At 70.0% G+C, this 25,721-nt stretch carries 18 protein-coding genes; 7 read left to right on the top strand and 11 right to left on the bottom strand.

The genetic code is table 11. The features are described from left to right. Positions 1-78 precede the first annotated feature (78 nt). Complete coding sequence (locus TsocGM_RS19050) at positions 79-2,361, bottom strand: hypothetical protein (protein ID WP_126727052.1); 2,283 nt, start codon at positions 2,359-2,361, stop codon at positions 79-81. 399 nt (positions 2,362-2,760) lie between these two features. Between TsocGM_RS19050 and TsocGM_RS19055 the strand changes: the two genes are divergently transcribed. From TsocGM_RS19055 to TsocGM_RS26170, 3 genes are read left to right on the top strand one after another with little or no spacing between them, the layout of a single operon-like run. Next, positions 2,761-3,531 (top strand): SDR family NAD(P)-dependent oxidoreductase, encoded by a 771-nt coding sequence (locus TsocGM_RS19055; RefSeq protein WP_126727053.1) that lies wholly within the window; start codon positions 2,761-2,763, stop codon positions 3,529-3,531. A 21-nt stretch (positions 3,532-3,552) separates the two neighbouring features. Continuing rightward, positions 3,553-4,755: a bifunctional glutamate N-acetyltransferase/amino-acid acetyltransferase ArgJ gene (argJ, locus tag TsocGM_RS19060; protein WP_233579032.1), complete on the top strand. Its 1,203-nt coding sequence runs from the start codon at positions 3,553-3,555 to the stop codon at positions 4,753-4,755. 44 nt (positions 4,756-4,799) lie between these two features. Beyond that, positions 4,800-4,973 (top strand): hypothetical protein, encoded by a 174-nt coding sequence (locus TsocGM_RS26170; protein WP_158633633.1) that lies wholly within the window; start codon positions 4,800-4,802, stop codon positions 4,971-4,973. On the opposite strand, the gene TsocGM_RS19065 is transcribed toward TsocGM_RS26170, so the two are convergent. From TsocGM_RS19065 to TsocGM_RS19085, 5 genes are all read right to left on the bottom strand, one after another. Further along, the gene (locus TsocGM_RS19065; RefSeq protein ID WP_126727055.1) at positions 4,974-6,554 is read right to left on the bottom strand and encodes a phytoene desaturase family protein; all 1,581 of its coding nucleotides are present in this window, start codon (positions 6,552-6,554) and stop codon (positions 4,974-4,976) included. It abuts the gene before it with no gap. A gap of 42 nt (positions 6,555-6,596) precedes the next feature. Next, positions 6,597-8,123, bottom strand: coding sequence for a thiamine phosphate synthase (locus tag TsocGM_RS19070; protein WP_126727056.1), 1,527 nt, complete (start codon positions 8,121-8,123; stop codon positions 6,597-6,599). A gap of 108 nt (positions 8,124-8,231) precedes the next feature. Continuing rightward, positions 8,232-9,749 (bottom strand): sulfatase family protein, encoded by a 1,518-nt coding sequence (locus TsocGM_RS19075; protein WP_126727057.1) that lies wholly within the window; start codon positions 9,747-9,749, stop codon positions 8,232-8,234. A gap of 378 nt (positions 9,750-10,127) precedes the next feature. Next, positions 10,128-10,817 (bottom strand): copper homeostasis protein CutC, encoded by a 690-nt coding sequence (locus TsocGM_RS19080; RefSeq protein WP_126727058.1) that lies wholly within the window; start codon positions 10,815-10,817, stop codon positions 10,128-10,130. 21 nt (positions 10,818-10,838) lie between these two features. Then, positions 10,839-11,609 carry an AMP nucleosidase gene (locus TsocGM_RS19085; protein ID WP_126727059.1) on the bottom strand — a complete coding sequence of 257 codons (771 nt, stop codon included), beginning with the start codon at positions 11,607-11,609 and terminating at the stop codon, positions 10,839-10,841. A 237-nt stretch (positions 11,610-11,846) separates the two neighbouring features. Between TsocGM_RS19085 and TsocGM_RS19090 the strand changes: the two genes are divergently transcribed. Further along, on the top strand, positions 11,847-13,520 hold the full coding sequence (locus TsocGM_RS19090; protein WP_126727060.1) for an OprO/OprP family phosphate-selective porin: 1,674 nt from the start codon (positions 11,847-11,849) through the stop codon (positions 13,518-13,520). Between the two features lie 136 nt (positions 13,521-13,656). After that, positions 13,657-15,087: a DUF1501 domain-containing protein gene (locus TsocGM_RS19095; RefSeq protein WP_126727061.1), complete on the top strand. Its 1,431-nt coding sequence runs from the start codon at positions 13,657-13,659 to the stop codon at positions 15,085-15,087. Positions 15,088-15,146: 59 nt separating this feature from the next. Here TsocGM_RS19095 and rph read toward each other — a convergent pair whose 3' ends face one another. From rph to argB, 5 genes are all read right to left on the bottom strand, one after another. Then, positions 15,147-15,881, bottom strand: a complete 735-nt coding sequence (rph, locus tag TsocGM_RS19100; protein WP_126727062.1) for a ribonuclease PH — start codon at positions 15,879-15,881, stop codon at positions 15,147-15,149. 25 nt (positions 15,882-15,906) lie between these two features. Continuing rightward, complete coding sequence (locus TsocGM_RS19105) at positions 15,907-17,544, bottom strand: hypothetical protein (RefSeq protein ID WP_126727063.1); 1,638 nt, start codon at positions 17,542-17,544, stop codon at positions 15,907-15,909. A 209-nt stretch (positions 17,545-17,753) separates the two neighbouring features. Further along, entirely contained in the window at positions 17,754-18,683 is a 930-nt protein-coding gene (gene argF, locus TsocGM_RS19110) for an ornithine carbamoyltransferase (protein ID WP_126727064.1), read from the bottom strand. Positions 18,684-18,764: 81 nt separating this feature from the next. Beyond that, on the bottom strand, positions 18,765-19,973 hold the full coding sequence (locus tag TsocGM_RS19115; protein ID WP_126727065.1) for an aspartate aminotransferase family protein: 1,209 nt from the start codon (positions 19,971-19,973) through the stop codon (positions 18,765-18,767). Positions 19,974-20,142: 169 nt separating this feature from the next. After that, entirely contained in the window at positions 20,143-21,057 is a 915-nt protein-coding gene (gene argB, locus TsocGM_RS19120) for an acetylglutamate kinase (protein WP_126727066.1), read from the bottom strand. A gap of 277 nt (positions 21,058-21,334) precedes the next feature. Between argB and TsocGM_RS19125 the strand changes: the two genes are divergently transcribed. Together TsocGM_RS19125 and metH are read left to right on the top strand one after the other, a co-directional pair. Continuing rightward, positions 21,335-21,796 (top strand): hypothetical protein, encoded by a 462-nt coding sequence (locus TsocGM_RS19125; protein ID WP_126727067.1) that lies wholly within the window; start codon positions 21,335-21,337, stop codon positions 21,794-21,796. Between the two features lie 199 nt (positions 21,797-21,995). Further along, complete coding sequence (gene metH / locus TsocGM_RS19130) at positions 21,996-25,712, top strand: methionine synthase (RefSeq protein ID WP_199756838.1); 3,717 nt, start codon at positions 21,996-21,998, stop codon at positions 25,710-25,712. The last annotated feature ends 9 nt before the right edge of the window (positions 25,713-25,721 follow it).

Genomic DNA, 25,721 nt, shown 5'->3' on the forward strand with positions numbered 1-25,721 from the left:
CCCCTTGCGCACGGAGCCGCCCCGCCCGGGGAAGGTCCGGGAGGGGCGGCTTGGGAGCGGGCGATCGGCTCGGTGAGATCAGAGCCACTTGCAGCCGAAGACCCGGCTGAGCAGCTCGCACTTCGGCCGGCAGACCTCGGCGGCGGGGACGAGGTCGCAGGGGGAGGCGGGGGCCGCCACCACGCTCTTGCACGGAGACTGCGGGCAGGGGAGCACCGGCTCGCAGGGCACGGGCACCACCTCGCAGACCTCGACGGGAACCTGCTTGCAGACGGTGCGGGGGACGCAGATCGTCCGCACGTCGGTCACCTGGCGGACGACCGTCTCGGGGACGCAGATCGTCTTGCAGACGGGGACCTGCTTGCAGACGGTCACGGGCACCTTCTTCACGCAGGGGATCGTCTGGATGTCGCAGACCGTGACCGGCACGCAGCGGGTCCGGACCTCGGTGACCGTCTCGCAGATCGTCTTCGGCACGGTCTTGTACGCCGTCTCGCAGACCAGCCGGCAGGTGGTGACGGGCACCTGCTTGTAGGCCGTCTGGGAAACCATCCGGCAGACCGTGTAGGGGACCTGCTTGTAGCACGTCTGCTTCACCATCCGGACGTGGGTGACCGGGACGGTGCGGAACTGGGTCTCCTTGACCGTCCGGGTGACCGTGTAGGGCACCTGGCGGCAGGCCTTCTGCTTGACCATCTTGGTGACGGTCGTCGGGACGGTCTGGCACACCTTCTCCGGCACCATGACGGTGGTCGTGACCGGGACCCGCTTGCAGATGGTCTTGGGGACCATCGTCGTCACCGGCACGGGGACCTGCTTGACGCAGGTGCGGGGGACGTTCGTGCAGACGGTGTAGGGGACGGTCTTGGTCCGGGTCTCGGCGACCATCCGGCAGATGGTGACCGGAACCTGGCGGACGCGCTGCTGGTAGGTCGTCTCGCAGATCGTCTCGGGAACGAGCTTGACCTTCGTCTCCCGGACCGTCCGGCAGACGGTCACCGGGACCTGCTCCACCACCGTTTCCTTCACCAGCCGGCATCGGGTGACGGGGACCTGCTTGCAGACGGTCACGGGCACCTGTCGGCAGACGGTGTAGGGGACCGTCTTGCGCACCACCTGCGGGACGTAGATCGTCCGGGAGACGGTCTTCATCACGGTCTTCGGGCAGAAGACGCGCTCCGTGACGACCGTGCCGGGGCACTGCGGGGTGGCGCAGACGTCCTTGGTGGGGACGGCGATACCCGGGACGTACCGGGTCCGGGTGATCCACTCGCCGCACTCGACCGGGACCTGCTCGCAGACGGTCTGGGGGACGCAGATCGTCTCGCAGACCTCCCGGAAGGCCGTCTCGGTGACGGTCTCCCAGACGGTCTCTCGAACCGTCTTGAAGGACGTCTCCTGCACCGGGCGGCAGTAGGTGCGCGGGACCGACTTGAAGACGGTCTCCGTCACCGGCCGGCACACGGTGTAGGGGACCTGCTTCATCACGGTTCGGGTGACGGGGACGGCGACCGTGTCGGTGATCGTCCGGAAGGACGTCTCCTTGACCGGCCGGGTCACCGTGTAGGGGACGGTCTTGTAGGCCGTCTGCCGGACCGTCTCCATCACGGTGTAGGTGCGCGGCTGGAGCACCGTCGTCGTGTGGGGGACGCTGATGGTCTCGGAGACGGTCCGGTAGGTCGTGCGGGGGACCGGCTTCATGACCGTGGTGGTCACGACCCGGGGCACGACCTGGGTGACCGGGCGGCAGACGGTATACGTCTCGGTCCGGTACCGGGTCTCGGTCACGGGCCGGCAGACGGTGATGGGCACCGACTTGTAGCTGACCTGGGTGACCGGGCGGCAGACGGTGTACGGCACCGTCTTCGTGAGCGTCTCGGTGACCGGCCGGCAGACGGTGTAGGGCACGGTCTTCAGGTGCGTCTCGCGGACCGGGCGGGTGACGGTGTACGGCACGGTCTGCATGACCGTCCGCGTCACCGGACGACGCACCGTGTACTGTTCCTCGCGGAACTCGGTCCGATAGACCGGCTTCTGGATGGTGTAGGGCACCTCCTGGAGGTGCGTCTCAGTGACGTTCCGGACGGTCGTGACCGTCTGGGGACGCATCACCGTCTCGTAAACGTCCCGGACCGAGGCCACCTGGCGCGTCTCGAAGATCGTTTCGGTGACCGGCCGGAGCACCGTCCGGCGTCGGACCTCGTATCGCACCGGGCCCGCGACGACGTCGCCGCCCAGCGGCCCGACCGCCGGCAGCGTCTTGCCGGCGTGCCCCACGAACGCCTGCGCGGGCCGAGCGGCGAGCCACGCGGCGACCGGCATCGCGATGAGCGGGACCAGGAGGAGGATTCGCTTCGTCATGGTCGCTCCGTCAGTCTCTCCGACTCTCGGTTGTCTCGGACCCCGTCCCTGTTTCGCCGCGAGGCGAGCCCAGGGGGTCGATCTCAAGGCTCACCCCATGTTTCGGTTTCCCCAGGATTCCCCCTTGAACTGAACGGCCCAAATTCGCCAGACGACCAAATCGAGCGAACCGAACAACGTGTCGATCCGCCACAACCTCTTCCCAGGCGGCCCGAATTGCCGGAGCGTCGGGGACGACCGGCGGGCTCGCCCCCCGAGGCGCGATCCTCCCAGGCCGTCCGGGCGTCAGGATCGGAGGGGCTGGGGATGGCCCGCCCGCCCGGGGGGGATTAGGCTAGGGGGCCTTCGGGCCGGGAGGCCCTGGGAGTTCCGAGGGCAGTGACCCCGGGGGGCGACGCGATGGCGGCGATCGATCGGTTCCGGATCGAGGGGAGGGTGGCCCTGATCAGCGGAGGATGCCGGGGCCTGGGCCGGGTGATGGCCGAGGCGCTGGCCTCGGCCGGGGCCTCGGTGGCGGTGACGGCCCGAGATCGCGAGCGGGCCGAGGCGACCGCCCGGGAGATCTCCTCGGCCTCGGGCCGGGAGGCGATCGGCCTGGGGGTGGACGTGACCCGGGCCGATCAGGTCGAGGCGGCGGTGTCCGAGACCCTCGGACGCTTCGGCAAGCTCGACATCCTGGTCAACAATGCGGGCATCAACATCCGACGGCCGATCGAGCAGCTCCAGGAAGAGGAGTGGGACCTCGTCCTGGACACGAACCTGAAGGGGGCCTGGCTGTTCTGCCGGGCGGCCGTCCCGGCGATGAAGCGCAACGGCTGGGGGCGGATCCTGAACGTGTCGAGCATGCTGGGGGAGGTCGGGCTGGCGGAGCGGACGCCGTACTGCTCCAGCAAGGGGGGCCTGACGCTGATGTCCCGGACGCTGGCCCTGGAGCTGGCCCCCTTCGGGATCAACGTCAACGCCCTTTGCCCCGGACCGTTCGCGACGGAGATCAACCGGCCGCTGCTGAACGACCCGGAGACGAAGGCGGCGATGGAGGCGAAGCTCCCGATCGGCCGCTGGGGGGACCCGGAAGAGCTGGGCCCGGCGGCGGTCTTCCTCTGCTCGGACGGCTCCAGTTACATGACCGGCGCGACGCTGGTCATCGACGGCGGCTTCACGGCCCAGTGACGAGACGAGGGGAGCGGACTGGTGAGTGACGGACAAGCCCTTGAGATCCCGGCCGGGTTCCGGGCCGGCGGCGTGCGGGCGGGGATCAAGCCGAGCGGGGCGCCGGACGTGGCCGTGATCGTGGCCGACTCGACCTGCTCGGCCGCGGGCACTTTCACCACGAATCGGATCGCCGCGGCTCCGGTCCAGTGGGACCGGGCCCTCGTGCCGTCGGAGGCGATCCGGGCGATCGTCGTCAACTCCGGCAACGCCAACGCCGCGACCGGGGCGCAGGGGATCGCGAACGTCCGACGCACGGCCGAGATCGCCGCCGATCGGCTCGGCTGCCTCCCCGAGCAGATTCTGATCGCGTCGACCGGGGTGATCGGCCGCCAGCTCCCGATGGATCGGCTGGAGGTCGGGGTCCGGGCCGCTCTCGACGCCGCGACCGACACGCCCGAGGGCTTCCGCGCCGCTTCGGAGGCGATTCTGACGACGGACACCAGGCCGAAGGTCGTCTCCCTGCGCCGGAAGACGGAGACGGGCAAGACGATCCGGCTGCTGGGGATCGCCAAGGGAGCGGCCATGATCGGCCCCCGGATGGCGACGATGCTCGGCTTCCTCCTCACCGACGCCCGGGTGCAGATGGGGACCCTGACGGGCATCCTGTCCGAGGCGGTCGAGGAGACGTTCAACTGCATCTCGGTCGAGGGGCACACCAGCACCAACGACTCGGTGCTGATGCTCGCCGGCTCCCGGGGGGACCTTCCTCTCCGGGGAGCCGACCTTCAGTTGTTCTCCGGGATGGTCCGGGAGGCGTGCGAGGGGCTGGCCCGGATGATCCCCGACGACGGCGAGGGGGCCACCCACCTGATCACGGTCGAGGTCCGAGGCTGCCGGGACCGGGATCAGGCCCGGACGATCGCCCGGGCGGTGGCCGATAGCCCTCTGGTGAAGACCGCGATCCACGGCGCGGACCCGAACTGGGGCCGCATCGTCTCCGCCGCCGGGTATGCGGGGGTGATGTTCGACGAGGAGGAGCTGTCGCTCGACCTCGACGGCGTTCCCCTCTACCGCGACGGGGCCCCGGTCGACTTCGACGCGGCTCGGGTCTCCGATCGCATCAAGAACAACCGAGAGGTGACGATCACGCTGACGCTCAAGCGGGGGGACGCCTCGATCCGGTTCTGGACGTGCGACCTGACGGCCGAGTACGTCCGCCTGAACGCCGACTACACGACGTGAGCCGGGCGGACGCGCATCAACGCGATCTGCGTCGATCTGTTGCGGTGGTGCTGCTCGTCGCCCTGGCGACGATCGCCGGGCTCTCGGTCGGGAGCCTCCTGGTCCCCTTCACGTTCCGGAAGCCGTTCCAGCAACGCGCCATGGTGCGCAACCTGGCGATGCTGGGCCTGGTCCTCGGTGGCCTGGTTCATCTCAGGAGAGGTCGATCCGGCTGCTGATCAGTGATCGGCCAGGACGCAGATCGCCGCGTTCCGGCCGTTGACGGCGATGACGCTGCCGCCTGGGTGGGTGCCGGCGCCGCAGAGGTAGACGCCCGGCATGGGAGTCCGGCTCGGGAGGCGGCGGTCCCACATGAAGGGAGGCAGGCATTCCCCCTGGAAGATGTGACCACCCGAGAGGCCGACCCGGCGCTCGATGTCGGGGGGGCCGAGCACCTCGACGGCGATCACGGCGTCGGGGATGTTCGAGCAGAAGCGGGAGAGTGATTCGAGGATGAGGCGCTCGACCTCGGGACGCCGGGAATCCCAGTCCCCCTCGGCGAAGGTGTGGGGGACGTACTGGGCGAAGACGCTCATCGTCTGGACCCCGGGGGGGGCGAGGCTCGGGTCGGCGGTGGTCTGGAAGTAGAGCTCGGCCCAGAGTCGGGAGGGGAGGCGGCCGGCCCGGGAGTCGGCGAATCCGGTCGCCCACTGGTCCTCGGTGAGGGGGAGGTTCACCTGGCCGAGGTGCTGGGGCCCGTCGGTGCCGGGGAGGGCTCGGAAGTCGGGCAGCTCCCGGAGGGCGACGTTGGCCTTCACGGTGCAGCCGGTCATGGGGATGGCCGCGACGCGATCGCGCCAGGAGGGATCGGCGGCGTCGCCGAGCAGGCGGAGGGTCGTCTTCGGGTCGGCATTCGAGACGACCACGGGGGCGGACAGGAGGTCTCCTCCCGAGAGCTCGACCCCCACTCCGGGGAGGATCCGGGACACGGGCAGCCCGGCGGCGACGACGGCGCCGGCCTCGATGGCGGCGTCACAGAGCAGGAAGGAGACCATGCCCATGCCTCCCTCGACGTATCCCCAGGAGCCGGGGGTGCCTCCCAGGCGGCCGGACTGGTGGTGGAAGTGGATCGAGGCCGTGCCCGGGTCGTGGGGGCTGGCGTTGGTGCCGATGACCCCCTGGCCGAGGTAGGCCATCCGGAGGTGATCGGAGCGGAAGAAGCGGCGGACGTACTCGACCATCGACCAGTCGAAGAGCAGGGCTCGAGCCTCGTCGTCGGTGCCGAGGCGCTCTTCGATCTGATCTCGGGAGGGCTCGGGGACGAGCCAGAGGTCGTCGTCGCCGGGAGGCCGGAGGGCGTCCCGGAGGCGTTGCTTGACGTCGGAGAAGGCGCGGAAGCCGTCGAGATCCTGGGGGGCGAGGCGGCGGATCTCGGCCTCGCAGCGCTCGTCGTCATCCCAGAGCTGGATGCGGGCGCCGTCCTCGAAGGGAACGAACAGGCCGGCGGTGGCGGGGGTCCAGCGGAGGCCTCGTCGGATGAGGTCGAGGTCGTCGATGACCCTGGGATGCAGCAGGCCGAGCAGGTAGGCGCAGGGGGAGACGCGGTAGCCCGGCCAGGGCTCTTCGATCGTGCAGGCGCCGCCGACCCGCTCCCGGGCCTCGACGACGAGGACCTTCCGGCCGGCCCGGGCGAGGTAGGAGGCGCAGGAGAGGCCGTTGTGGCCGGCGCCGACGACGATGGCGTCCCATCGGGTCGCCCGCAACTCGGAGAGGGGGGCGGGCAGCCCGAGGCGGCCGAGGACCGAGGCGGTGGCGGGCATGGGAGAAGGAGGGCTGAGGGAGGACGGGGGGGGAAGGGACGGTCAGTCGGCGTCGAGGAGGCGGGCCTTGAAGGCGGCGGCGGCGTCTCGGGGGCGATCGGCTCGGACGACGGCGGAGGAGACGGCGATTCGGGAGGCGCCGGCGTCGAGGACCTGGTCGAGGTTGGCCTCGGTGATGCCTCCGATGGCGAACCAGGGGAGCCCGGTGGCCTCGACCGCGTGCCGGACGAAGGCCAGGCCGGCGAGCGCCTCGAAGTCCTTGGTTTGGCTGGGGAAGACGGGGCCGACGCCGAGGTAATTGGCCCCGTCTCGGATGGCGGCCTCGAGCTGGGAGGGCTCGTGGGTTGAGACGCCGATCAGGGCATTTGGGCCGAGGATGCGGCGGGCATCCCGGACGGAAACGTCGTCCTGGCCGAGGTGGACGCCGTCGGCCGAGGCGAGGCGGGCCAGGTCGGGCCGGTCGTTCATGATGAAGCGGACCCCGGCCCGGGCGGTGAGGATCCGGACTTCCCGGGCGCGCTGGAGGACGACGCGGTCGGGAAGCCCCTTCTCGCGGTACTGGATCACGTCGGCCCCGCCGGCGATCGCCTCCTCGACGATCCAGGTCAGGTCGCCGAGGGTGGGGAGCCCGCCGACGAGGACGTAGAGCCGGGCGTCTTGCAGCCCCTTCCGGGCGGCGACGGCGGCCATCAGGCGTTTCTCGATCGTGTAGACGTCGTAGCGGAGGACCTCGAACCGGCCGGAGAGCCACTGGTCGCTGATCTTGGTGTATTCCTCCAGGGTGCGGAGCGCCTCGGCGGTGCGCTTGAGGTTGGCGACGAGCACGGCTCGGGCGTTGGCCCGGGTGCCCTCGTCGGTGGCCATGATGTGGGTGCCGACGTCGCCGGGGGTGTCTCGGGAACAGACGAGCCAGTCGGGGTCGAAGGCCTGGATGGCCTGGCCGAAGCGGTGGCGGACGTCCTTCAGGCGACGGGTGAGGCCGGGGTCATCGAGCACGAAGCGGGCGTAATCCTCGAGCACGCGGAGGCCCTCTCGGGCTCGGTTGGCGGAGGCGTCGAGGATGCGGGCGAGGTCGTCGGCCTCGCCGGGGTCGGCCAGCTCGGGAGGGGGGATGTCCTCCGCCATCGGGATCGGGCCGGATTCGACGGCGTTGACCCGGGCGACGCGCTCGATCAGGGCGTCGATCGTCAGCCCGGCCCGGGAGAGGCGGTCGGCCGCCGGGCCTCCGGAGGAGAGCAGGGCCACGAGCAGGTGCTCGGTGCCGACCGCCTGCGAGCGGTCCAGCTCCCGGGCCTTTGCCAGCGCGTCGCCGAACACCAGGCGGAGTTCCTGGGAGTGTGGCGGGGACGGGGTCTCGTCATCGACCGGGGGGAGATCGGCCGAGGCCGGCCCCAACTCGTGCAGCGCGATGTCCAGTTCAAGCAGCAGCGCCGCCGCTCGGCTCTCGGTCTCCTCGACCAGGGCGGAGAGCAGGTCGATCGGCTCCACGTGATCCGATCCCCGGGACCGGGCGACTCGCCCGGCCCGCTCGACGACGCGCTGGGCGCCGGCCGTGAAGGATTCCCACATGCGTCCCCCTCGCGATCGGACCGGCGAATGGGCCGGCCGTCCTTCCAGTTTACGAGATTGGGGACGGCGAGGGGAGGGGATCAGGGCCGGTCCGATCCCGGCGGCGTGTTAGCGGTGATGCCGGAGCCAGGCGTCATACGAGTGGTTCCTCGACCCGACATATTCGTAGGAGTCGAAGATCCAGCCCATGCCGATCATGCGGGGGTCCCCTTCATCGCGGAGCATCGCTTCCATCTCATCGCGGAGGCGTTCCTTGAGGGCGCGGTGGTCGGGGTCGGCGGCGAGGTTCTGGACGCAGTCGGGATCGTCGGAGACGCGGTAGAGCTCCTCCCTCGGCCTCTTGCCGAAGCTGAGGCGGTAGAAGTCGTCGAATCGGGAGGTGAGGAGGGTCTTGGTGGGGCTGTTGTCGACGTTCGGGTAGTTGGTCTCGGGGTTGCCGGCGGGCCAGCGGTCGGGCTCGTAGTTGTGGATGTAGAGGTATTCGGGAGTACGGAGGGCTCGGACCGGGTAGCCGGCGTCGAGGGGGCGGCCGAGGTCGTGGCGCTCCTTGCCCACGAGCATCCGGTCCCGAGGCGGGTCGATCGGAGAAGGACCGGTGCCGGTCAGCAGGTCGAGGAACCCCCGGCCGGTGACGGACTCGGGCACGGGCACCCCGGCGGCCTGGAGGAAGGTGGGGGCGAAGTCACGAACATTGATGAAATCGTCCACAACACGCCCCGGTGGCGCTTTGGCTCCCCAGCGCACGGCCAGGGGCAGGTGGAAGCCGTGCTCGTAGATCTGGCCCTTCACGCGGGGGAAGGGCATGCCGTGATCGGAGGTGACGAGGATGATCGTGTTGTCCAGCTCGCCGATCGCGTCGAGGTGGTCGATCATGCGGCCGAGATGCTCGTCGAACCACTCGACCTCTAGGGCGTAGTCGAGCAGGTCGCTGCGGATCGCGGGGGAGTCGGGGTAGTAGGAGGGGACCTGGACGGCCTTCGGGTCGCGGCCGGCACGGAGGCCGGAGCCCTCCTCGTAGGAGCGGTGCGGCTCCGTGGCGCCATACCAGAAGCAGAACGGCTGGCCGTCGTCTCGGTCGTCGAGGAAGGCCTCGAAGTTCCGGGCGTAGTCGATGTTCGAGATGCCGGAGAATGGCGGCCTGGCCCGGTGCCGGCTGTAGTTCGGGCCGGCGGGGTTTCGGGAAAAGCCGCCGGCCTGGAAGTCGCCGGGGCCCCAGCCCTTGCCGGTGGAGCCAACGTGGTAGCCGGCCGATTCGAGCAGGTCGGGGTAGACCGGCCACTTGGCGGGGAAGAGGCCGAAGTGGTTGGCGGCCTCCTCCAGTTGCCAGGAGTTCCGGCCGGTCAGGATGCTGGCTCGGCAGGGAGAGCACTTGGGGTTGGACGTGAAGGCGTTGGTGAAGCGCACCCCTTCTCGGCAGACGCGGTCGAATGCCGGGGTCTTCACCCAGGAGCAGCCGGCGATGCTGGCGTGGTCGGCGGACCAGTCATCCGCGATGGCGAACAGGATGTTCGGCCGGTCGTCCTCCCCCGCCTCGGCGGCTGTCGGGAGGACGGCCTCGGCCAAGGCGACGAGGGCGAGCAGGATCGCCCGGAGCGGGGGGAAGACGGCGGGTCGTCGGGTCGTCATGGCGGGCCCCCTGGGGTGCTTCGGCCCGGATCGATGAGAGGCGGGTTGACTCGAGCAGGCCGGGCCTCCGATTGGCGTAGGATGCCGGCCGGGAGGGGCCGCCGCAAGGGACCTCCCTCGGGAAGGGGGAGGCGTTCCAGCCGGCTGGTGCGGTCTTGGGCAGATGTCGGCGGGCCGGCCAGCGGCTGATTGGTCGAGGAGCGCGGTCGCCGCGCTTCGGCGAAGGAAGGTGCGGCGGTTCCTGGCGAACGTCCTCGGTGAGGGAGCGGGCGATGATGGCGGACGGAGGCCGGCGATGGGTCCTGGAGGAGCGGATCGAGGGCGCCCCGGCTTCCGGGATCGAGGCGCCATCGCGGCCCCCTGGCGATCGGGACCGGCTCAGGAGGAATCGGCAGCGGAGCGAGCCTCGGCGACGAGCCGGCGGACGGCGTCCGGGTGGGTCCGGCCGACGAGGCAGGCGGCCGAACCGATGTGGATCTCCGAGAGCCCGGCCCGGGAGAGCGGGGCGATATCCTCCCGAGTGACGCGACCGCCGGCGAGGACGATGAGGCGCCCGGAGGCGCGATCGGCCAGGAGGCGAAGCAGCCCGATCCCGTCCCGGGCCGTCGGCGAGTGGCCGGAGCTGAGCACGCGGTCGACGCCGAGGTCGATCAGGGTGTCGAGGGCGGTGATCGGGTCGGCGGTGGCGTCGAAGGCTCGGTGGAAGGTGACGCTCAGGGGGCGGGCGGCCGAGATGAGCGCGGCCATCCGGTCGGCGTCGATCGTCCCGTCGGCCCGGAGCACGCCGAGGACGACTCCCGAGGCGCCGAGGTCCCGGGCGGCGGCGATGTCAAGGCGCATGGCGTCGAACTCGGCCTCGGAGTAGACGAAGTCGCCGCCTCGGGGGCGAATGAGCACGTGGACCGGGATCGCCAGCCGCTGGCAAGCGACGGCGATGGCCCCGGCCGAGGGCGTGACCCCGCCGACGGCCAGGTGCTCGCAGAGCTCGACGCGGTCGGCCCCCCCTGCCCCGGCGGCCAGGGCGTCGGTCAGCCCTTCGACGCAAATCTCGACGAGCGGCGGAGGCATCGGCGATCCTCGATCGTTCATTCATTCAAACCGGAGGTGCTTGACGGACTCGCCCGAGTCGCGCAGCTCGATCAGCGCGTCGATCCCGATTTCCAGGTGCGGCAAGACGTACTTCTCCGACACCGAGCGGTCGCTGCGCGAGGACTTCACCCCCTCGGGCGTCATCGGGTTGTCGGAGACCAGCAGCAGGGCCCCCTTCGGGATGTGGTTGACGAAGCCGACGATGAAGATGGTGGCCGTCTCCATGTCGATCCCCAGGGCCCGGGTCTTGCGGAGGTAGGCCTTGAACTCGGCGTCGTGCTCCCAGATGCGGCGGTTGGTGGTGTAGACGGTGCCGGTCCAGTAGTCCCGGTTGTGCTTGACGATCGTCGACGAGACGGCGCGCTGGAGGCGGAACGAGGGCAATGCCGGGATCTCGGGGGGCATGTAGTCGTTGCTCGTCCCCTCGCCCCGGATGGCGGCGATGGGCAGGACGAAGTCCCCCACTCGGGTCTTCTTCAGGCCGCCGCACTTGCCGAGAAAGAGGACGGCCTTCGGCTCGACGGCCGAGAGCAGGTCCATGACCGTGGCGGCCATGGCGCTGCCCATGCCGAAGTTCAGGATCGTTAGGTTCTCGGCCGAGGCCGACTGCATCGGGCGGTCTCGCCCGACCACCTCGACCCCGAACCGATCGGCGAACAGCTCGACGTACTGCAGGAAGTTCGTCAGCAGGATGTACGTCCCGAAGCCGTCGAGGGGCCGGCCGGTGTATCGGGGGAGCCAGTCCCGGACGATTTCGACCTTGCTCTTCACGGCGACACCCCAAGGCCTCGGATGGACGCCGCCCGCGCCGGCGGCGCGGCTCCCACCATACCAGGAGGGCATTCCGGGAGGAGCCCGAACCGCTCGCCAGATCGCGAAAATCGGCAAAATCGCCTCAAGCGGCCGGGGGCCCGGTGACGATCGGGAGGGAAGGGGCTCGATCCGTCGGGGAGACGCCTCCGGTCGAGCCGGTGCCGGGGACCGACCGGGGAGGGTGGGAGGGCGACGGTGCCGGATCGCTCGAAGGTCCTGCTGCTGACGCTGCCGGCGCTGCTCGCCGCGACGATCGCGACCGCCCCGACCTCCGCCCAGGAGCCGGCGGAAGCGCCGGGATCGGAGGGCTCGGCCGTCGCAGGGGCCCCGGGGGCCGACCTGGAGCAGCGCGTCCGTCGCCTGGAGGAGCTCAATCGCCGGCTCCTGGAGCAGTACGAGTCGGTCTTGCAACGCGAGCGGGAGCGGGATCGGCGCTACCGGGAGCTCGAGGAGAAGTACCTCGGACTGCTCGATCGGGTCGAAGACGCGGAGGTGATCCCCGCGGCGGCCTCGGTGCTGCCCTCCGCCGAGAAGCCGGGGCCGGACCGAGAGCGCGGTCGAGGACCGATGTTCGCCGAGACGTTCGAGCTGATCGGCCCGGGCCGGGCGTACCCGAGCTTCGCCGAGGGGAGGGAACCGCCGCTACTCGGCAGGATGGGCGAGGGGTTCGAGCTGGTCACGCCCGACCGGGAGTTCAGCCTGGGCGTCCGGGTGCTCAACCAGGTCGACTTCAAGGACTTCATCCCGAACGATCTCGACCCGGCGATCAGCGGATTGTACCTGCCCCGGACCCGGTTCTACTTCTCGGGCCGCCTGACCCGGCCGGTCGAGTACGAGGTGTCATTCCAGCGCAGCGTGGAAGGAGTGCTCGACCTGCTCGACGGCTTCGTGAACTTCGCGATCGACGAGGGGTTCCAGATCAAGTTCGGAAGATCGATCGTCCCCTACAGCTTCGACTGGTACGACCACCTCGAGCCGTACTTCATCACGCCGGAGCGTTCCCTGTTCCCGCTGAACCTGGGGCTCTCCCGGCAGGCGGGGCTGATGGCCTGGGGCTACCTCGGCGAGGGCCGGCTCGAATACGCCGTGGGAGGCTTCTCCGGAGGGTCGATCGGCATCGCGGACGACAACACGACCCGAGACGCCGTCGGGTATCTCAACTGGCGGCCCTTCCTGCACACCGATCGCTTCCCCGCGCTGCGCTTCCTGAACCTGGGGGGATCGATGGCGGGAGGACGCTCCGTCCGCCCGGAGAGCGAGCGGCCGATCCCGTTCCGGACCTCGATCCAATCAACGGAGAACAGCCGGGAGGCCGCGGCGGCCTCGATCACCTTCTTCGACTTCGAGGAAGACGTCCGGCAACTGGGCAGCCGGTTCCAGGGGGCGTTGCACCTGGCCTACTACGGGGGAGGCTGGTCGATCGAGTCGGAGGTGCAGGCCGGCCGCTTCCAGTATGCCCGGCTCGGAACCCCGATTCGGCCGGAGGTCCCGGTGGTGGGCTACCACGTGACGGCGGCCTATTTCCTCACCGGCGAAGAGATCCCCGACCGCACCACGATCATCCCGCTCCGCCCCTTCGACCCCGCCCACGGCCTGTTCGGCCCGGGGGCAGTCGAGGCGTTCGCGAGGATCAGCCAGCTCCACCTGGGTGAGGAGGTCTTCGCCTTCGAGCTGGCGAATCCCGCGGACTGGACGAGGAATACTTATTTGACCGACATTGGCTTCAACTGGTATTTGAATCGGTTTGTAAAATTCTACGTCGACTGGCAGCACGCCAACTTCGGCTCCCCGGTGCTTGTGAACGAGGCGGACGGCACGAGGAGCCGGCACAACGACCTCTTCTGGGTGCGCTGTCAGATCTGGTTCTGAGCCGGGTGATCACGGCGGTCGGAGGCGTTGGGGGAGCGGAGCGGAGGAGGGTGGACGCTGTCGGAACGGGAGGGGAGAATTCTGGGATGGGAGCGCAGCGAGCAGACACGGGACCGCTTCCCGGGAGGGCGCCGAGATGGCCCGGATCGATCGACAGGGAGCCTCAGGTCCGTCTCGGCGGACGTTTCTCGTGGCCTCGGGCCTCGGGCTCTCGGGGCTCTCTCCCGGCCGGCTCGCGACGGCCGGAGCGGTTGGGGAGCCGAGCCCGACGGGGGGGGGATCGGCGAAGTCGACGATCCTGTTCTTCCTGTGCGGCGGTGCCTCGCACCTTGACTCCTGGGATCTCAAGCCCGACGCCCCGGCCGAGTTCCGGGGGCCGTTCCTGCCGATCGCGACCTCGGCGCCGGGGGTTCGGCTGAGCGAGCATCTGCCGCTGCTGGCTTCTCAGGCCCATCATCTGGCGGTGGTCAACTCCGTCGGCGCCTCGGTGGCGACGAACGATCACCACGCCGGTTACTACTACAACCTGACGGGGCATCGGCCGGATTCCACGTTCCTGACGCTGGGGAACGACCGCACGCCGAGGCCGGATGATTGGCCGTTCATGGGGACGGTGGTCGGCTCCCGGAGGCCGCCGCACCCGACGCTGGTCAACGCGATCACCCTGCCGCACAAGCCGAGCCGGGCCCCCTACACCCGCCCCGGCCAGTTCGCCGCCCGGCTCGGGGTCGAGCACGATCCGCTCTACCTGATGGGGGATCGGGCCCGGCCGCTGAACTTCCAGGTCCCGGCGCTGACCCTCCAGGCGGAGGTCGGCCCGGAGCGGTTGCGCGACCGTCGCGCGTTGCTCTCGGCGGTGGACGGCGCCCGTCGGGAGTTCGATCGGGCCGAGAGAGTCCGGACGTACTCCACGCTCGAACAGAAGGCGCTGGCCCTGCTCTGCTCCGGCGAGACGGCCCGAGCCTTCGATCTGGCCGACGAGCCGGAGGCCGTCCGCGCCCGGTACGGGGAGACGGTCAACGGCATGAGCCTGCTCATGGCCCGCCGGCTCGTCGAGGCCGGGGTGCCGTTCATCACCGTCTTCTGGATGGAGGACCGCGAGATCGCCGACCGCTGCAAGAGCGCCGGCGGCTGGGACACGCACGGGAACAACTTCAACTGCCTGAAGGAGTACCTGCTGCCCGAGTTCGACCGGGCCTTCGCCGGGCTGATCGCCGACCTGGACGATCGCGGGATGCTGGATCAGACGCTGCTGCTGGTCACCAGCGAGATGGGCCGGAAGCCGAGGATTGGCGACCCCCGATCCGGCGGCCAGTCCGGCGCCGGGAGGGACCACTGGACCCACTGCCAGAGCGTCCTCTTCGCCGGGGGGGGGATCCGCGGCGGGCAGGTGTACGGCAGCAGCGACCGAGTCGGCGCCTATCCGGCCGACCGGCCGGTGACGCCGGCCCACGTGGCCCACACGGTCTATCACGCGATGGGTCTTCAAGACCTCCAGGCCACCGACGTGGAAGGGAGGCCCTTCCCGCTGCTCTCCGAGGGGGCGCCGATCCGGGACCTGTTCTGATCGCCGGGGCGGACCGGTTCGGCCCGCCCTGCCCCGCCCTGTTCGGCTCGGCGGCCGGCTCAGAACGGCCAGTCTGGGCCCAGGGCGTCGCGCTGGCAGGCGGTGAGGAGGTCGAGGCCGCGCTCGGCGAGGTCCAGGAGCGTTGTCAGTTGGGATCGGCTGAAGGTGCCGCCCTCGCCGGTCCCCTGGACCTCGACGAGGCCTCCTCGGCCGAGCCGGACGACGTTCAGGTCGACCTCCGCCCCGGAGTCCTCGACGTAGTCGAGGTCCAGCAACGGCTGTCCGGCGACGATTCCGACGCTCACGGCGGCGACGCTGTCCTTGAGGACCAGCCGGAGGGCGTCGGGGCCGAGCTTCTCCCGGATCGCGTCGACGACGGCGACGAAGGCGGCGGTGATGGCCGCGGTGCGCGTGCCGCCGTCGGCGTCGATGACCTCGGCATCGACATGGAGGGTCCGGGGGCCGAGGGCCTTCGTGTCGACGCTGGCGCGGAGGGAGCGGCCGATCAGGCGCTGGATCTCGGTGGATCGGGAATCGGTCCGGCGCTCCTTCCTCGGCGAGGTGCTGCCGGGGAGCATCATGTATTCGGCCGTCAGCCATCCCACTTCTCGGCCCTCCAGCCAGGAGGGGACGGCCTCGGTCAGGTTGGCGGTGACGAGCACGGCGGTCCCGCCGCATCGGTAGAGGGCGCTGCCGTCGCTTCGGCGGGCGAAGCCGCGGGAGATCGAGACGGCTCGGAGCTGGTCGGGGGTCCGGCCGTCGTGTCGGACCGGGCCGGGGCCGGGGGTACTCATCGGGTCCTCGGTGCGAGTCGGGTGATCAGCGGATGGCCGTCTTCTCGTCCAGGCCGGGGGGGCGGAGCACGACCTTCGGCAGCGGGACGGGGGGTTCATTCTCCCGCTTCAGCCGGTAGATGGCCAGGCTGGCGTGAGGGGGCACCAGGACGTGCCAGTGTTTCAGCGCCTCGGGGGGGAAGAGGCCCTCCACGCGGAGCATCACGTCCTGGCCCGGGGTGCCGACGATGTAACCGCCGGATTCCAGGTGGCGTCGGATGAGGGCGTCTCGGCCGGGCCCGTCGAACGGCTCGAGCGATCCGGTGACGATGTCGTCGCGATCCCCCAGGAGGAACTGGAGCGGACGGTGGGTCCACCAGTCCTCGCCGAGCACGACCAGGCGGTCGGGCACCGAAAGCCCCCGCTCCCGGGCGGCTCGGATGTCCCGAGCGACGATCTTCGCGGCCCATTGCTTCGGGTCGATCGCCTCGGTGCGGAGAGTCCAGTACGACTCCTGACCGGCGTGAGCCTCGTTCAGGAGGCCGATGTAATTCCCCATGAAGCTGGCGAGCAAGGTCCAGGCCAGGCCGATCATCCCGGCGACCTGGAGGCGGCGGGCCCGGGTCGCCCAGCCCCCTTCGGGAGGGACGAGCATGGCTCGGAGGCAGCAGGACACGGCGAGGACCGTCGGCGTCACGAGGTACAAGCCGTATCGGACGAAGTAGGGCCGAAGGATGTCGGGCCCGGTGACCGCATGCATCCCGACGAGCGAGAGGATCAGGCCTCCGATCAGGGCCAGCCGGTCCCATCGCCGCTGGCGGTGGAGGCACCAGGAGCCGAACAGGAGGATCGAGCCGAAGGCGGCCCAGAAGGTGCGGTCGAAGGCGGCGGATGTCTCGGTGGGGCCGACCTCGCAGAATCCCATGAGCAACCGCTCGAACAGGAGGAGGAACCGGGGCCAGTTGCCGGGGCCGAAGTCGTAGGTGTCGTAGGTCCACTGGATCGCCGACCGGCCGCTGGTCAGCAGGACCAGCGGGGAGATGACGGCCAACGCGCCCCAGGTCGTGATCGCCAGCGATCGCCAGCGGGCGGTCGGGTCGCCGGCGGTGCGCTCGAACAGCTTGACGAGCAGGACGAGGCCGAGCGTCGGCAGGAGGAACAGGTACGTCGAGTGGACATAATAGCAGAGCAAGAAGGCCAGCGCGAGCCCCAGCCGGTGTCCCCGGAACGCGGCCGCCAGCGCGATGACCCCGACCAGGGGGTTCCACGCCGGCTCGGCCCCGATGCGGCTCTCGGCGATGAGCACGGGCAGGACGGCCATCAGCCCGGCGCCGATGGCGGCGGTGGTCCGGTCCAGCGCCCGGCTCCAGAGCACGTACGAGGCGAGCACCGCCAGGATGCCGGCGACGGCGGCCGGGATCTTGATGACGTAGTTCGATGGTCCGAGGGCGAGGTAGAGCGGGATCTCGGCCCCGATGACCAGGACGTTGATCGGGTTGCCCGAGGCGGTCGTCGAGGCGATGGGCTCTCCCCGGAGAAGCTTGGCGGTCTGCACGCCGTAGAACGACTCGTCGCCGTTGGGGCTGGGGGCGTTCAGACTGGTGATCCGGAACCAGAACGCCAGCCCGAGCAGCGGCACGATCGCCGCGATGGCCAAGTACGCCGGGAGCTTGGACCGGGCCATGGGCCTCTCCTCCGTGATGGGCCGGCACCGGCGCGGAGGCCCTCCCGGACCGCGATCCCAGTCCCCCGTCCTGAAGAACCAAGGGATCGGGAGGGGAACTCGGCGGTCGAGCCCGGGATGCTCCGCCGGGTCGGCGCGGACTGCCTCCGCGCCCGGCCGGATCGGGACCTCGGGATTCTAGCCCGGGGGCGAAGGCGGTCAACGTCAGGTCAGCCGATGTCGCCGCCGAGCAGATGGAGGAGCAACGCCTTCTGGAAGTGCAGGCGGTTGGCGGCCTGAGGGACGATGAGGCTTTGGGGGCCGTCGATGACCTCGACGGTGACCTCCTCGCCGCGGTGGGCCGGCAAGCAGTGGAGGAAGATGGCGTTGGGGCGGGCGCGGGCCATCAGGGGGAGATCGACGCGGAAGGGCTCGAACCGGGAGCGGCGTTCCTCGGCCTGGTCTTCTTGCCCCATGCTGCACCAGACGTCGGTGTAGACGACGTCGGCCTTGGCGACGGCCGAGGCCGGGTCGTGCGACTCGACCAGCGACACGCCGGGGAATCGGGAGGAGAACCGGCGGCGGAAGTCGTCGGGGAAGGCGTAGCCGTCGGGGCAGGCGAGCACGAAGTTCATGCCGCTGAGGGCGCAGGCGACGGCGAGCGAGCGGGCCACGTTATTCCCGTCGCCGACGAAGGCGAGGGTCACTCCCTCCAGGCGGCCGATCGATTCCCGGATGGTGAGCAGGTCGCTCATCGCCTGACACGGGTGATCGGAGTCGGTCAGCGCGTTGATGACTGGGACCTCGGCGTGGCGGGCCAGCTCGGAGACAAGCCCCTGCGAGAAGGTGCGGATGGCGATGGCATCGACGTACTGGCTGGCGACCCGGGCGAAGTCGACCAGCGGCTCTCGGACGCCGAGGCCGACGTCCTTGCCGGTCATGTAGACGGCCGAGCCGCCGAGGTGGGCGATCGCCGCCTCGAAGCTGATCCGGGTGCGCATCGACGGCTTGTCGAAGACCAGCGCCAGGATTCGCCCGGCGAGGCGGGGGGCTCGGAGACCGCCGCGATCGCCCCGGCGCTTCAGGTCGAGGGCAAGGTCCAGCAGCGATCGGACCTCTCCGGGCTCCAGGTCGAACAGCTCGATGAAGTGGCGGGGCATCTCGCGGGCCTCCGGTCGGCCGCCGTCGGTTCGGTTGCGGGCTCGGGCGGGCCGGGTCGGGTGGGACGGCGGGGAAGCGGTTCAGGAGGGGAGGCCCCGGAGCACCTCGTCGATCACCCCGAACCCCTCGTCGATTTGCTCATCGGTCAGCGTCAGGCTCGGGAGCAGCCGGATGACCGTGCCGTGCGTGGCGTTGACCAGGACCCGGCGGTCCAGGCACCCGGAGACGACCGGCGAGGCGTCGACGGAGAGCTCCACGCCGATCATCACGCCCCGGGCGCGGATGTCCCGGATCAGTTCCGGCCGATCGGATCGCAGGCTCTCGAAGTGGGCCCGGAAGCGGTCGGCGATCTGGGGGCCGCGATCGAGCAGGCCCTCCCCCTCGATGGTTTCGATCGTGGCCAGGCCGGCCCGGCAGGCGATCGGGTTGCCGCCGAAGGTGCTGGCGTGCATGCCAGGGCGGAGCGACGGGGCCACCTCCGGCCGGGCGATCATCACGCCGCAGGCGATGCCGCCGGCCAGCGCCTTGGCGCAGGTCAGCACGTCAGGGGTGATTCCGGAGTGCTGGTAGGCGAACCAGGACCCGGTGCGGCCGAGGCCGGTCTGGACCTCGTCGAGCATCAGCAGCGCGCCGCGCTCGTCGCAGAGCTTGCGGAGGCCGGGCAGGAATCCGGGGGAGGGGATGTTCACGCCTCCTTCCCCCTGGATCGGCTCGACCAGCACGGCGGCGGTCTGCTCGTCGATCGCCTCGGCGGCGGCGGCCAGGTCGTCGTAGGGGATGTAGCGGAAGCCGGGGAGCATCGGCCCGCAGCCGTCGTGGTACTTCGGCTGGGCGGTGGCGGAGAGGGCGGCGTAGGTCCGGCCGTGGAAGCCGTGGGTCATGGTGACGATCGTCGACCGGCCGGACCTCGACCCGTGCAGCCGGGCGAGCTTGATCGCCGCCTCGTTGGCCTCCGCTCCGCTGTTGCAGAAGAAGCACTGGCCGCCGAAGGAGCGCTCGGAGAGGGCCTGGGCGAAGGCGCCCTGCGGCTCCATGTACCAGGTGTTCGGGACGTGGATCAGCGTGGCGACCTGGTCCTTCACCGCCTCGACCACGCGGGGGGGGCAGTGGCCGAGGATGTTGCAGCCCCAGCCGGGGAAGAGGTCGAGGTAGCGGTTCCCCTCCGCGTCCCAGATGAAGGAGCCCTCGCCGCGGACCAGGCAGACCGGGAAGCGCCGGTAGTTGCCGATGACGAAGCGGTCGAACTGGGCGATCGTCTCAGCCGAGCTGGGGTGGGTGAGGTTGGCCACGGCTCCGAACTCCGGGGGGTCGAACCGGCGGCAGGGAGGCGCCGGGGCGAGGGTGGGGCGAGGTCCAGGAGGTCCCGATCGATCTCGATGCGGAGAGGACAGAGGAGGGGCGATCGAGGTTCGCCCCGGCGGGCGGAGGAGCGGTCCGAGCCGCGGCTCGGGGCGGCGGCTATCCCGCGCGACGGTCCCTCCTGGCCGGGCCGGTCGCGGCGATCTCGGTGCCGATGCCGCGATCGGTGAAGATCTCCAGCAGCAGGGCGTGGGGCAGCCGGCCGTCGATGATGTGGACCTTCCGGACGCCGGCCTCCAGGCTCGCCAGGCAGGCCTCGACCTTGGGGATCATTCCGCGGTCGATGACCCCCTCGTCGATCAGGGCCCGGCAGCCCTCGGGAGTGAGCCCCTCGATGAGGCTTCCCGGGTCGCTGCGGTCCCGGAGGATGCCGGGGGTGTCGGTCAGGAAGACCAGCTTCTCGGCCCGAAGGTGCCGGGCGACGGCGGCGGCGGCCGTGTCGGCGTTGACGTTGAGCATGCCGTCGTCGTCCCGGCTGAGGGCGAGCGAGGGAAGCACCGGGACGATGCCGGCCAGGCAGAGGTTCTCGATCGTCATCGTGTCGACGTGATCGACCTCGCCGACCCTCCCCAGGTCGATCCGGGAGCCTCCCTCTCCGGGAAGCGTCAGCGGGGAGCCGAAGAGGCAACTGGTCGTCCGGGGGTGGAGGGCGGCGGCTCGGCCCCCGTACTTGTTGATGTGCCGGACGATGTCGGCGTTCACGCCGTCGATGAGCACATCGGCCACGATCTCGAGGGTCGTCGCGTCGGTGTAGCGGCGGCCGAGCACGAACCGGGGCTCCAGCCCGGCTCGCTGCATCGCCGAGGAGATCGCCTTGCCGCCGCCGTGGACCACGACCGGCCTCAGTCCGACGGTCTGCATGAAGACGACGTCGACCAGCAAGGCCCGCAAGGTTTCGGGATCCTCCATCACCGAGCCGCCCAGCTTGATGACGGTGAACCGATTGTGGAACTTGCGGATATAGCCGAGCGCCTCGATCAGGACGTCGGCCTTGCGGATCGCTTCCTCATGCACCGCTCTGATCCCCTCCGTCGACGGATGTACCGGTCGGCCCGGCGGTCGCGAAGTCCCGATTGTCGTCCAGCGCCGCCCGCTTGTAAAGACCGCGGCGCCTCGGCTCGGGCGGGGACGACGGGGGCGGTTGGGGCGGATCGGCCCGTCGGGGAGCGCCGGGCGGAGCGGGTTGGCGGCGGTCGATCCTCCTTCCGATCCCCTCCCCGTGTACGATTCCGGTAGGGAGGGCTGTCGGAGCGGCCCGGAGCGAGCGGGGGGGGACCAGGTTCACTGGGGGATGATGATGGTCGAACCGCCGGTGCCCCTGGAGGCCGACCCCGAGTTCCGAGCGGTGGCCTCGGCCCGAGGGCTGCCAAGCGTGGTCGACCCGGGGGCGTATCGCCGGGTGCTGGTGAACCCGTTCCTGGGACTGCTCGGCGCGGGGGCGTGGGTCGCGGCGGCTCGAGCGGTGCTGGTCGTCGGCGTCGAGGGGATGGCCAGGCCCCTGCTGCTGGTCTGGCTGCTGGTCGGGGCGATCCTCCTCCCCCGGCTGTTCCAGTTCCACTGCCTGGATTGCGGTCGGACCGGCCGCCTCGCTCGGTGGCGAAGGCATGTCTGCCCAAAAATCGCCAGGAGGATCGTCGAGGGCCGACCGCTCCGGATCCGGTGGCCGGGCCCGATCGCCCAGCTTGTGGTCTGGGGCTATGTCCTGGCCGTCGTGCTGGTTCTCGTGCGGATCGGCGTTCCGACCTCGCGTTGACAGCCCGGAGAGGGGCACCAGATACTATGGTTTCCCCTGAGAACGATCTCCCCGGTCGTGCGAGCGCCGACGAGTCGCGTCGCCCGGGGACCGGCCCCGATCCGGCGGGGGCCGTCGGTGATCGCGGCCGACCCTCCCGGCGTTGTGTGCCCTTCCCCCTCGACCACGCCCCTCGGGCCCGATCCCCCAGACCCGGAGGATGGACCGCACGATGTCCCAGGCCGATCGCGTCGACACCCGAGCCCTGCTGGAAGACCTGCTGGCCCGCCGCGTCCTGGTGCTGGATGGCGCCATGGGGACGATGGTCCAGACCTTCGGGCTGGGCGAGGACGACTTCCGCGGCGAACGCTTCCGAGACCATCCGAAGGATCTCAAGGGCTGTAACGACCTGCTCTCGATCACCCGCCCCGACGTGATCGCCTCGATCCACCGCGCCTACCTCGACGCCGGCGCCGACATCATCGAGACGAACACCTTCGTCGCCAACCGGCTGACGATGGAGAACTACGGGCTGGAGGAGCACTGCGTCGAGCTCAACCGCGCCTCGGCCGAGCTGGCCCGCCGCGTGGCCGACGAGGTGACGGCGATGAACCCGGACAAGCCCCGGTTCGTCGCCGGCTCGATCGGCCCGACGGACAAAACGGCGTCGATCTCGCCGAAGGTCGACGACCCCGGCTACCGGAGCGTCACCTTCGACGACCTGGTCGTCGCCTACACCGAACAGGTCGAGGGGCTCGTCGCCGGAGGGGTGGACATCCTCTTCCCCGAGACGAGCTTCGATACGCTGAACATGAAGGCGTGCCTGTACGCCATCGACCAGTTCTTCGAGCGGACCGGCATCCGCCTGCCGGTGATGGTCTCGGGCACGATCACGGACAAGAGCGGCCGGACGTTGTCGGGCCAGACGATCGAGGCGTTCTGGTACTCCGTCTCGCACATGGATCTGCTTTCGGTCGGCATCAATTGCGCCCTGGGGGCCGACGAGCTTCGGCCGCATCTGGAGGCCCTGGCCAACGTCGCCACCTGCCACATCAGCGCGCACCCGAACGCCGGCATGCCCGACGGCTTCGGCAATTTCGACGACCCTCCTGAGCACATGGCGGAGGTGATCGGAGAGTTCGCCCGCAACGGCTGGCTGAACATCATCGGCGGCTGCTGCGGGACCACGCCGGAGTACATTCGCCAGATCGCCCTCGCGGTCGAGGGGGCGGCGCCGAGGGTCCGCCCCAAGTCGAGGCACTGGACGAGCCTCTCCGGGCAGGAGCCGCTGACGATCCGGCCGGACAGCGGCTTCATCATGATCGGGGAGCGGACGAACATCACCGGATCGCGCAAATTCGCCCGCCTGATCCGGGAGGAGAACTACGAGGAAGCCCTCGCCGTCGCCCGGGAGCAGGTCGAGGGGGGGGCCAACGTCCTCGACGTGAACATGGACGAGGGGCTCATCGACGGCCCCAAGGCCATGACCCGGTTCCTCAACCTGCTGGCCGCCGAGCCGGACATCGCCCGCATCCCGGTGATGATCGATAGCTCCGACTTCCGGGTCATCGAGGCCGGCTTGCGCTGCGTGCAGGGGAAGGCGATCGTCAATTCGATCAGCCTGAAGGAGGGGGAGGAGAAGTTCCTCGAACAGGCCCGGACCTGCCGTCGCTTCGGCGCCGCCGTGGTCGTCATGGCCTTCGACGAGACCGGCCAGGCGGTCGACAAGGACCGGAAGGTCGCCATTTGCGAGCGGGCCTACCGGCTCCTGACCGAGCGGATCGGCTTCCCCCCCGAAGACATCATCTTCGACACGAATATCCTGACCGTCGGGACCGGCATCGAGGAGCACAACAACTACGCCGTCGAGTTCATCGAGGCCGTCCGAGAGCTGAAGCGGCGCTTCCCCCTGGCGAAGACCTCGGGAGGCGTGAGCAACGTTTCCTTCTCGTATCGGGGGAACAACACCGTCCGAGAGGCGATGAACGCCGCGTTCCTCTACCACGCGATCGCCGCCGGGCTGGACATGGGGATCGTCAACCCCGGCCAGTTGGAGGTCTACGAGGAGATTCCGCCCGACCTGCGCGAGAAGGTCGAGGACGTGCTCCTCAACCGACGCCCCGACGCCGCGGACCGGCTCACCGAGTTCGCCGAGACGGTCAAGGACGCCGGCAAGAAGGCCGCCGCCCAGGACCTCTCCTGGCGGGACGCCCCGGTCGCCCAGCGGATCGAGCACGCGCTGATCAAGGGGATCGTCGACTTCATCGAGCAGGATGCCGAGGAGGCCCGCCAGCAGCTTGGCTCCCCCCTGAAGGTGATCGAGGGGCCGCTGATGGACGGCATGAACGTCGTCGGCGACCTCTTCGGGGCCGGCAAAATGTTCCTGCCCCAGGTCGTGAAGTCGGCTCGGGTCATGAAGAAGGCCGTCGCCTATCTGACCCCCTTCATGGAGGCGGAGAAGGCCGCCGCTGGCGGGGCCCAGGTGCGTGGCAAGATCCTGATGGCGACGGTGAAGGGAGACGTGCACGACATCGGCAAGAACATCGTCGGCGTCGTGCTCGGCTGCAACGACTACGAGGTGATCGACCTCGGCGTGATGTGCCCAAGTGAGCGGATCCTGGCCGAGGCCAAGGAGCGGGGCGTGGACGTGATCGGCCTGTCGGGGCTGATCACCCCGTCCCTGGACGAGATGGTGCACGTCGCCAAGGAGATGCAGCGCGAGGGGTTCACCATTCCGTTGCTGATCGGAGGGGCCACGACCAGTCCCAAGCATACGGCCGTGAAGATCGCTCCGGCCTATCACGGCCCGGTCGTGCATGTGAAGGACGCGTCGAGATCGGTGGGGGTGGTCGAGCGCCTGAGCCGCACCGATCAGACGAGGCAGGAGTACGTCTCCCAGATCCGGGCTGTCCAGGAGCAGGAGCGGCAGGCGTTCTCGAAGCGACGAGAGCGAACGCTCGTCCCCTATGCCGAGGCCCTTCGGCGGCGGTTCCCGACCGACTGGGCGGCCGTCGAGATCCCTCGTCCCGAGTTCCTCGGGCCAAGGGTGATCCCGGACCAGCCGATCTCGGACCTGGTCCCCTTCATTGACTGGTCCCCCTTCTTCTCCACCTGGGAGCTGAAGGGGAAGTATCCGAGAATCTTCGACGACCCGGTCTTCGGCGGCGAGGCCCGCGACCTGTTCGACAAGGCCCAGGCGATCCTGGCCGACCTGCTCGACCGAGGAGAGTTGCGGGCCAGCGGCATCTATGGCTTCTTCCCGGCCAACTCTGACCGGGACGATATCATCATCTACTCGGATGAGCGCCGCTCGTCCGAGCTGGGCCGCATTCATTGCCTTCGCCAGCAGTGGCAGCGGAAGGGGCAGGAGCACTTCCGGTCGCTGGCCGACTACATCGCCCCGCTCGATTCCGGCCGGCTCGACTACATCGGCGCCTTCGCCGTGACCGCCGGGCTGGGGATCGACCCGATCGTCTCCCGGTTCGAGGCCGACCACGACGACTACAACGCGATCATGGTCAAGGCCCTGGCCGACCGGCTCGCCGAGGCGTTCGCCGAGTCGCTGCACGCCCGGGCGCGGAAGGATTGGGGCTTCGGCGCGTTCGAGAACCTCAGCAACGACGACCTGATCGACGAGAAGTACCGCGGGATCCGCCCCGCCCCCGGCTACCCGGCCTGCCCGGACCACTCGGAAAAGCGGACCCTCTGGCGGCTGCTCGATGTGGAGGCCGCGACCGGGATCGCTCTTACCGAGAGCTGCGCGATGTGGCCCGCCGCCTCCGTCTCCGGACTGTACTTCGCCCACCCCGAGGCGAGATACTTCGCCGTCGATCTGATCACCCGGGACCAGGTCGAGGATTACGCCCGGCGCAAGGGGATCTCGCTTGCCGAGGCCGAGCGCTGGCTCGCTCCGAACCTGGCGTACGACCCGTCCTGACGCCCGACG

The sequence above is a fragment of the Tautonia sociabilis genome (assembly GCF_003977685.1).
Taxonomy (GTDB): Bacteria; Planctomycetota; Planctomycetia; order Isosphaerales; family Isosphaeraceae; genus Tautonia; species Tautonia sociabilis.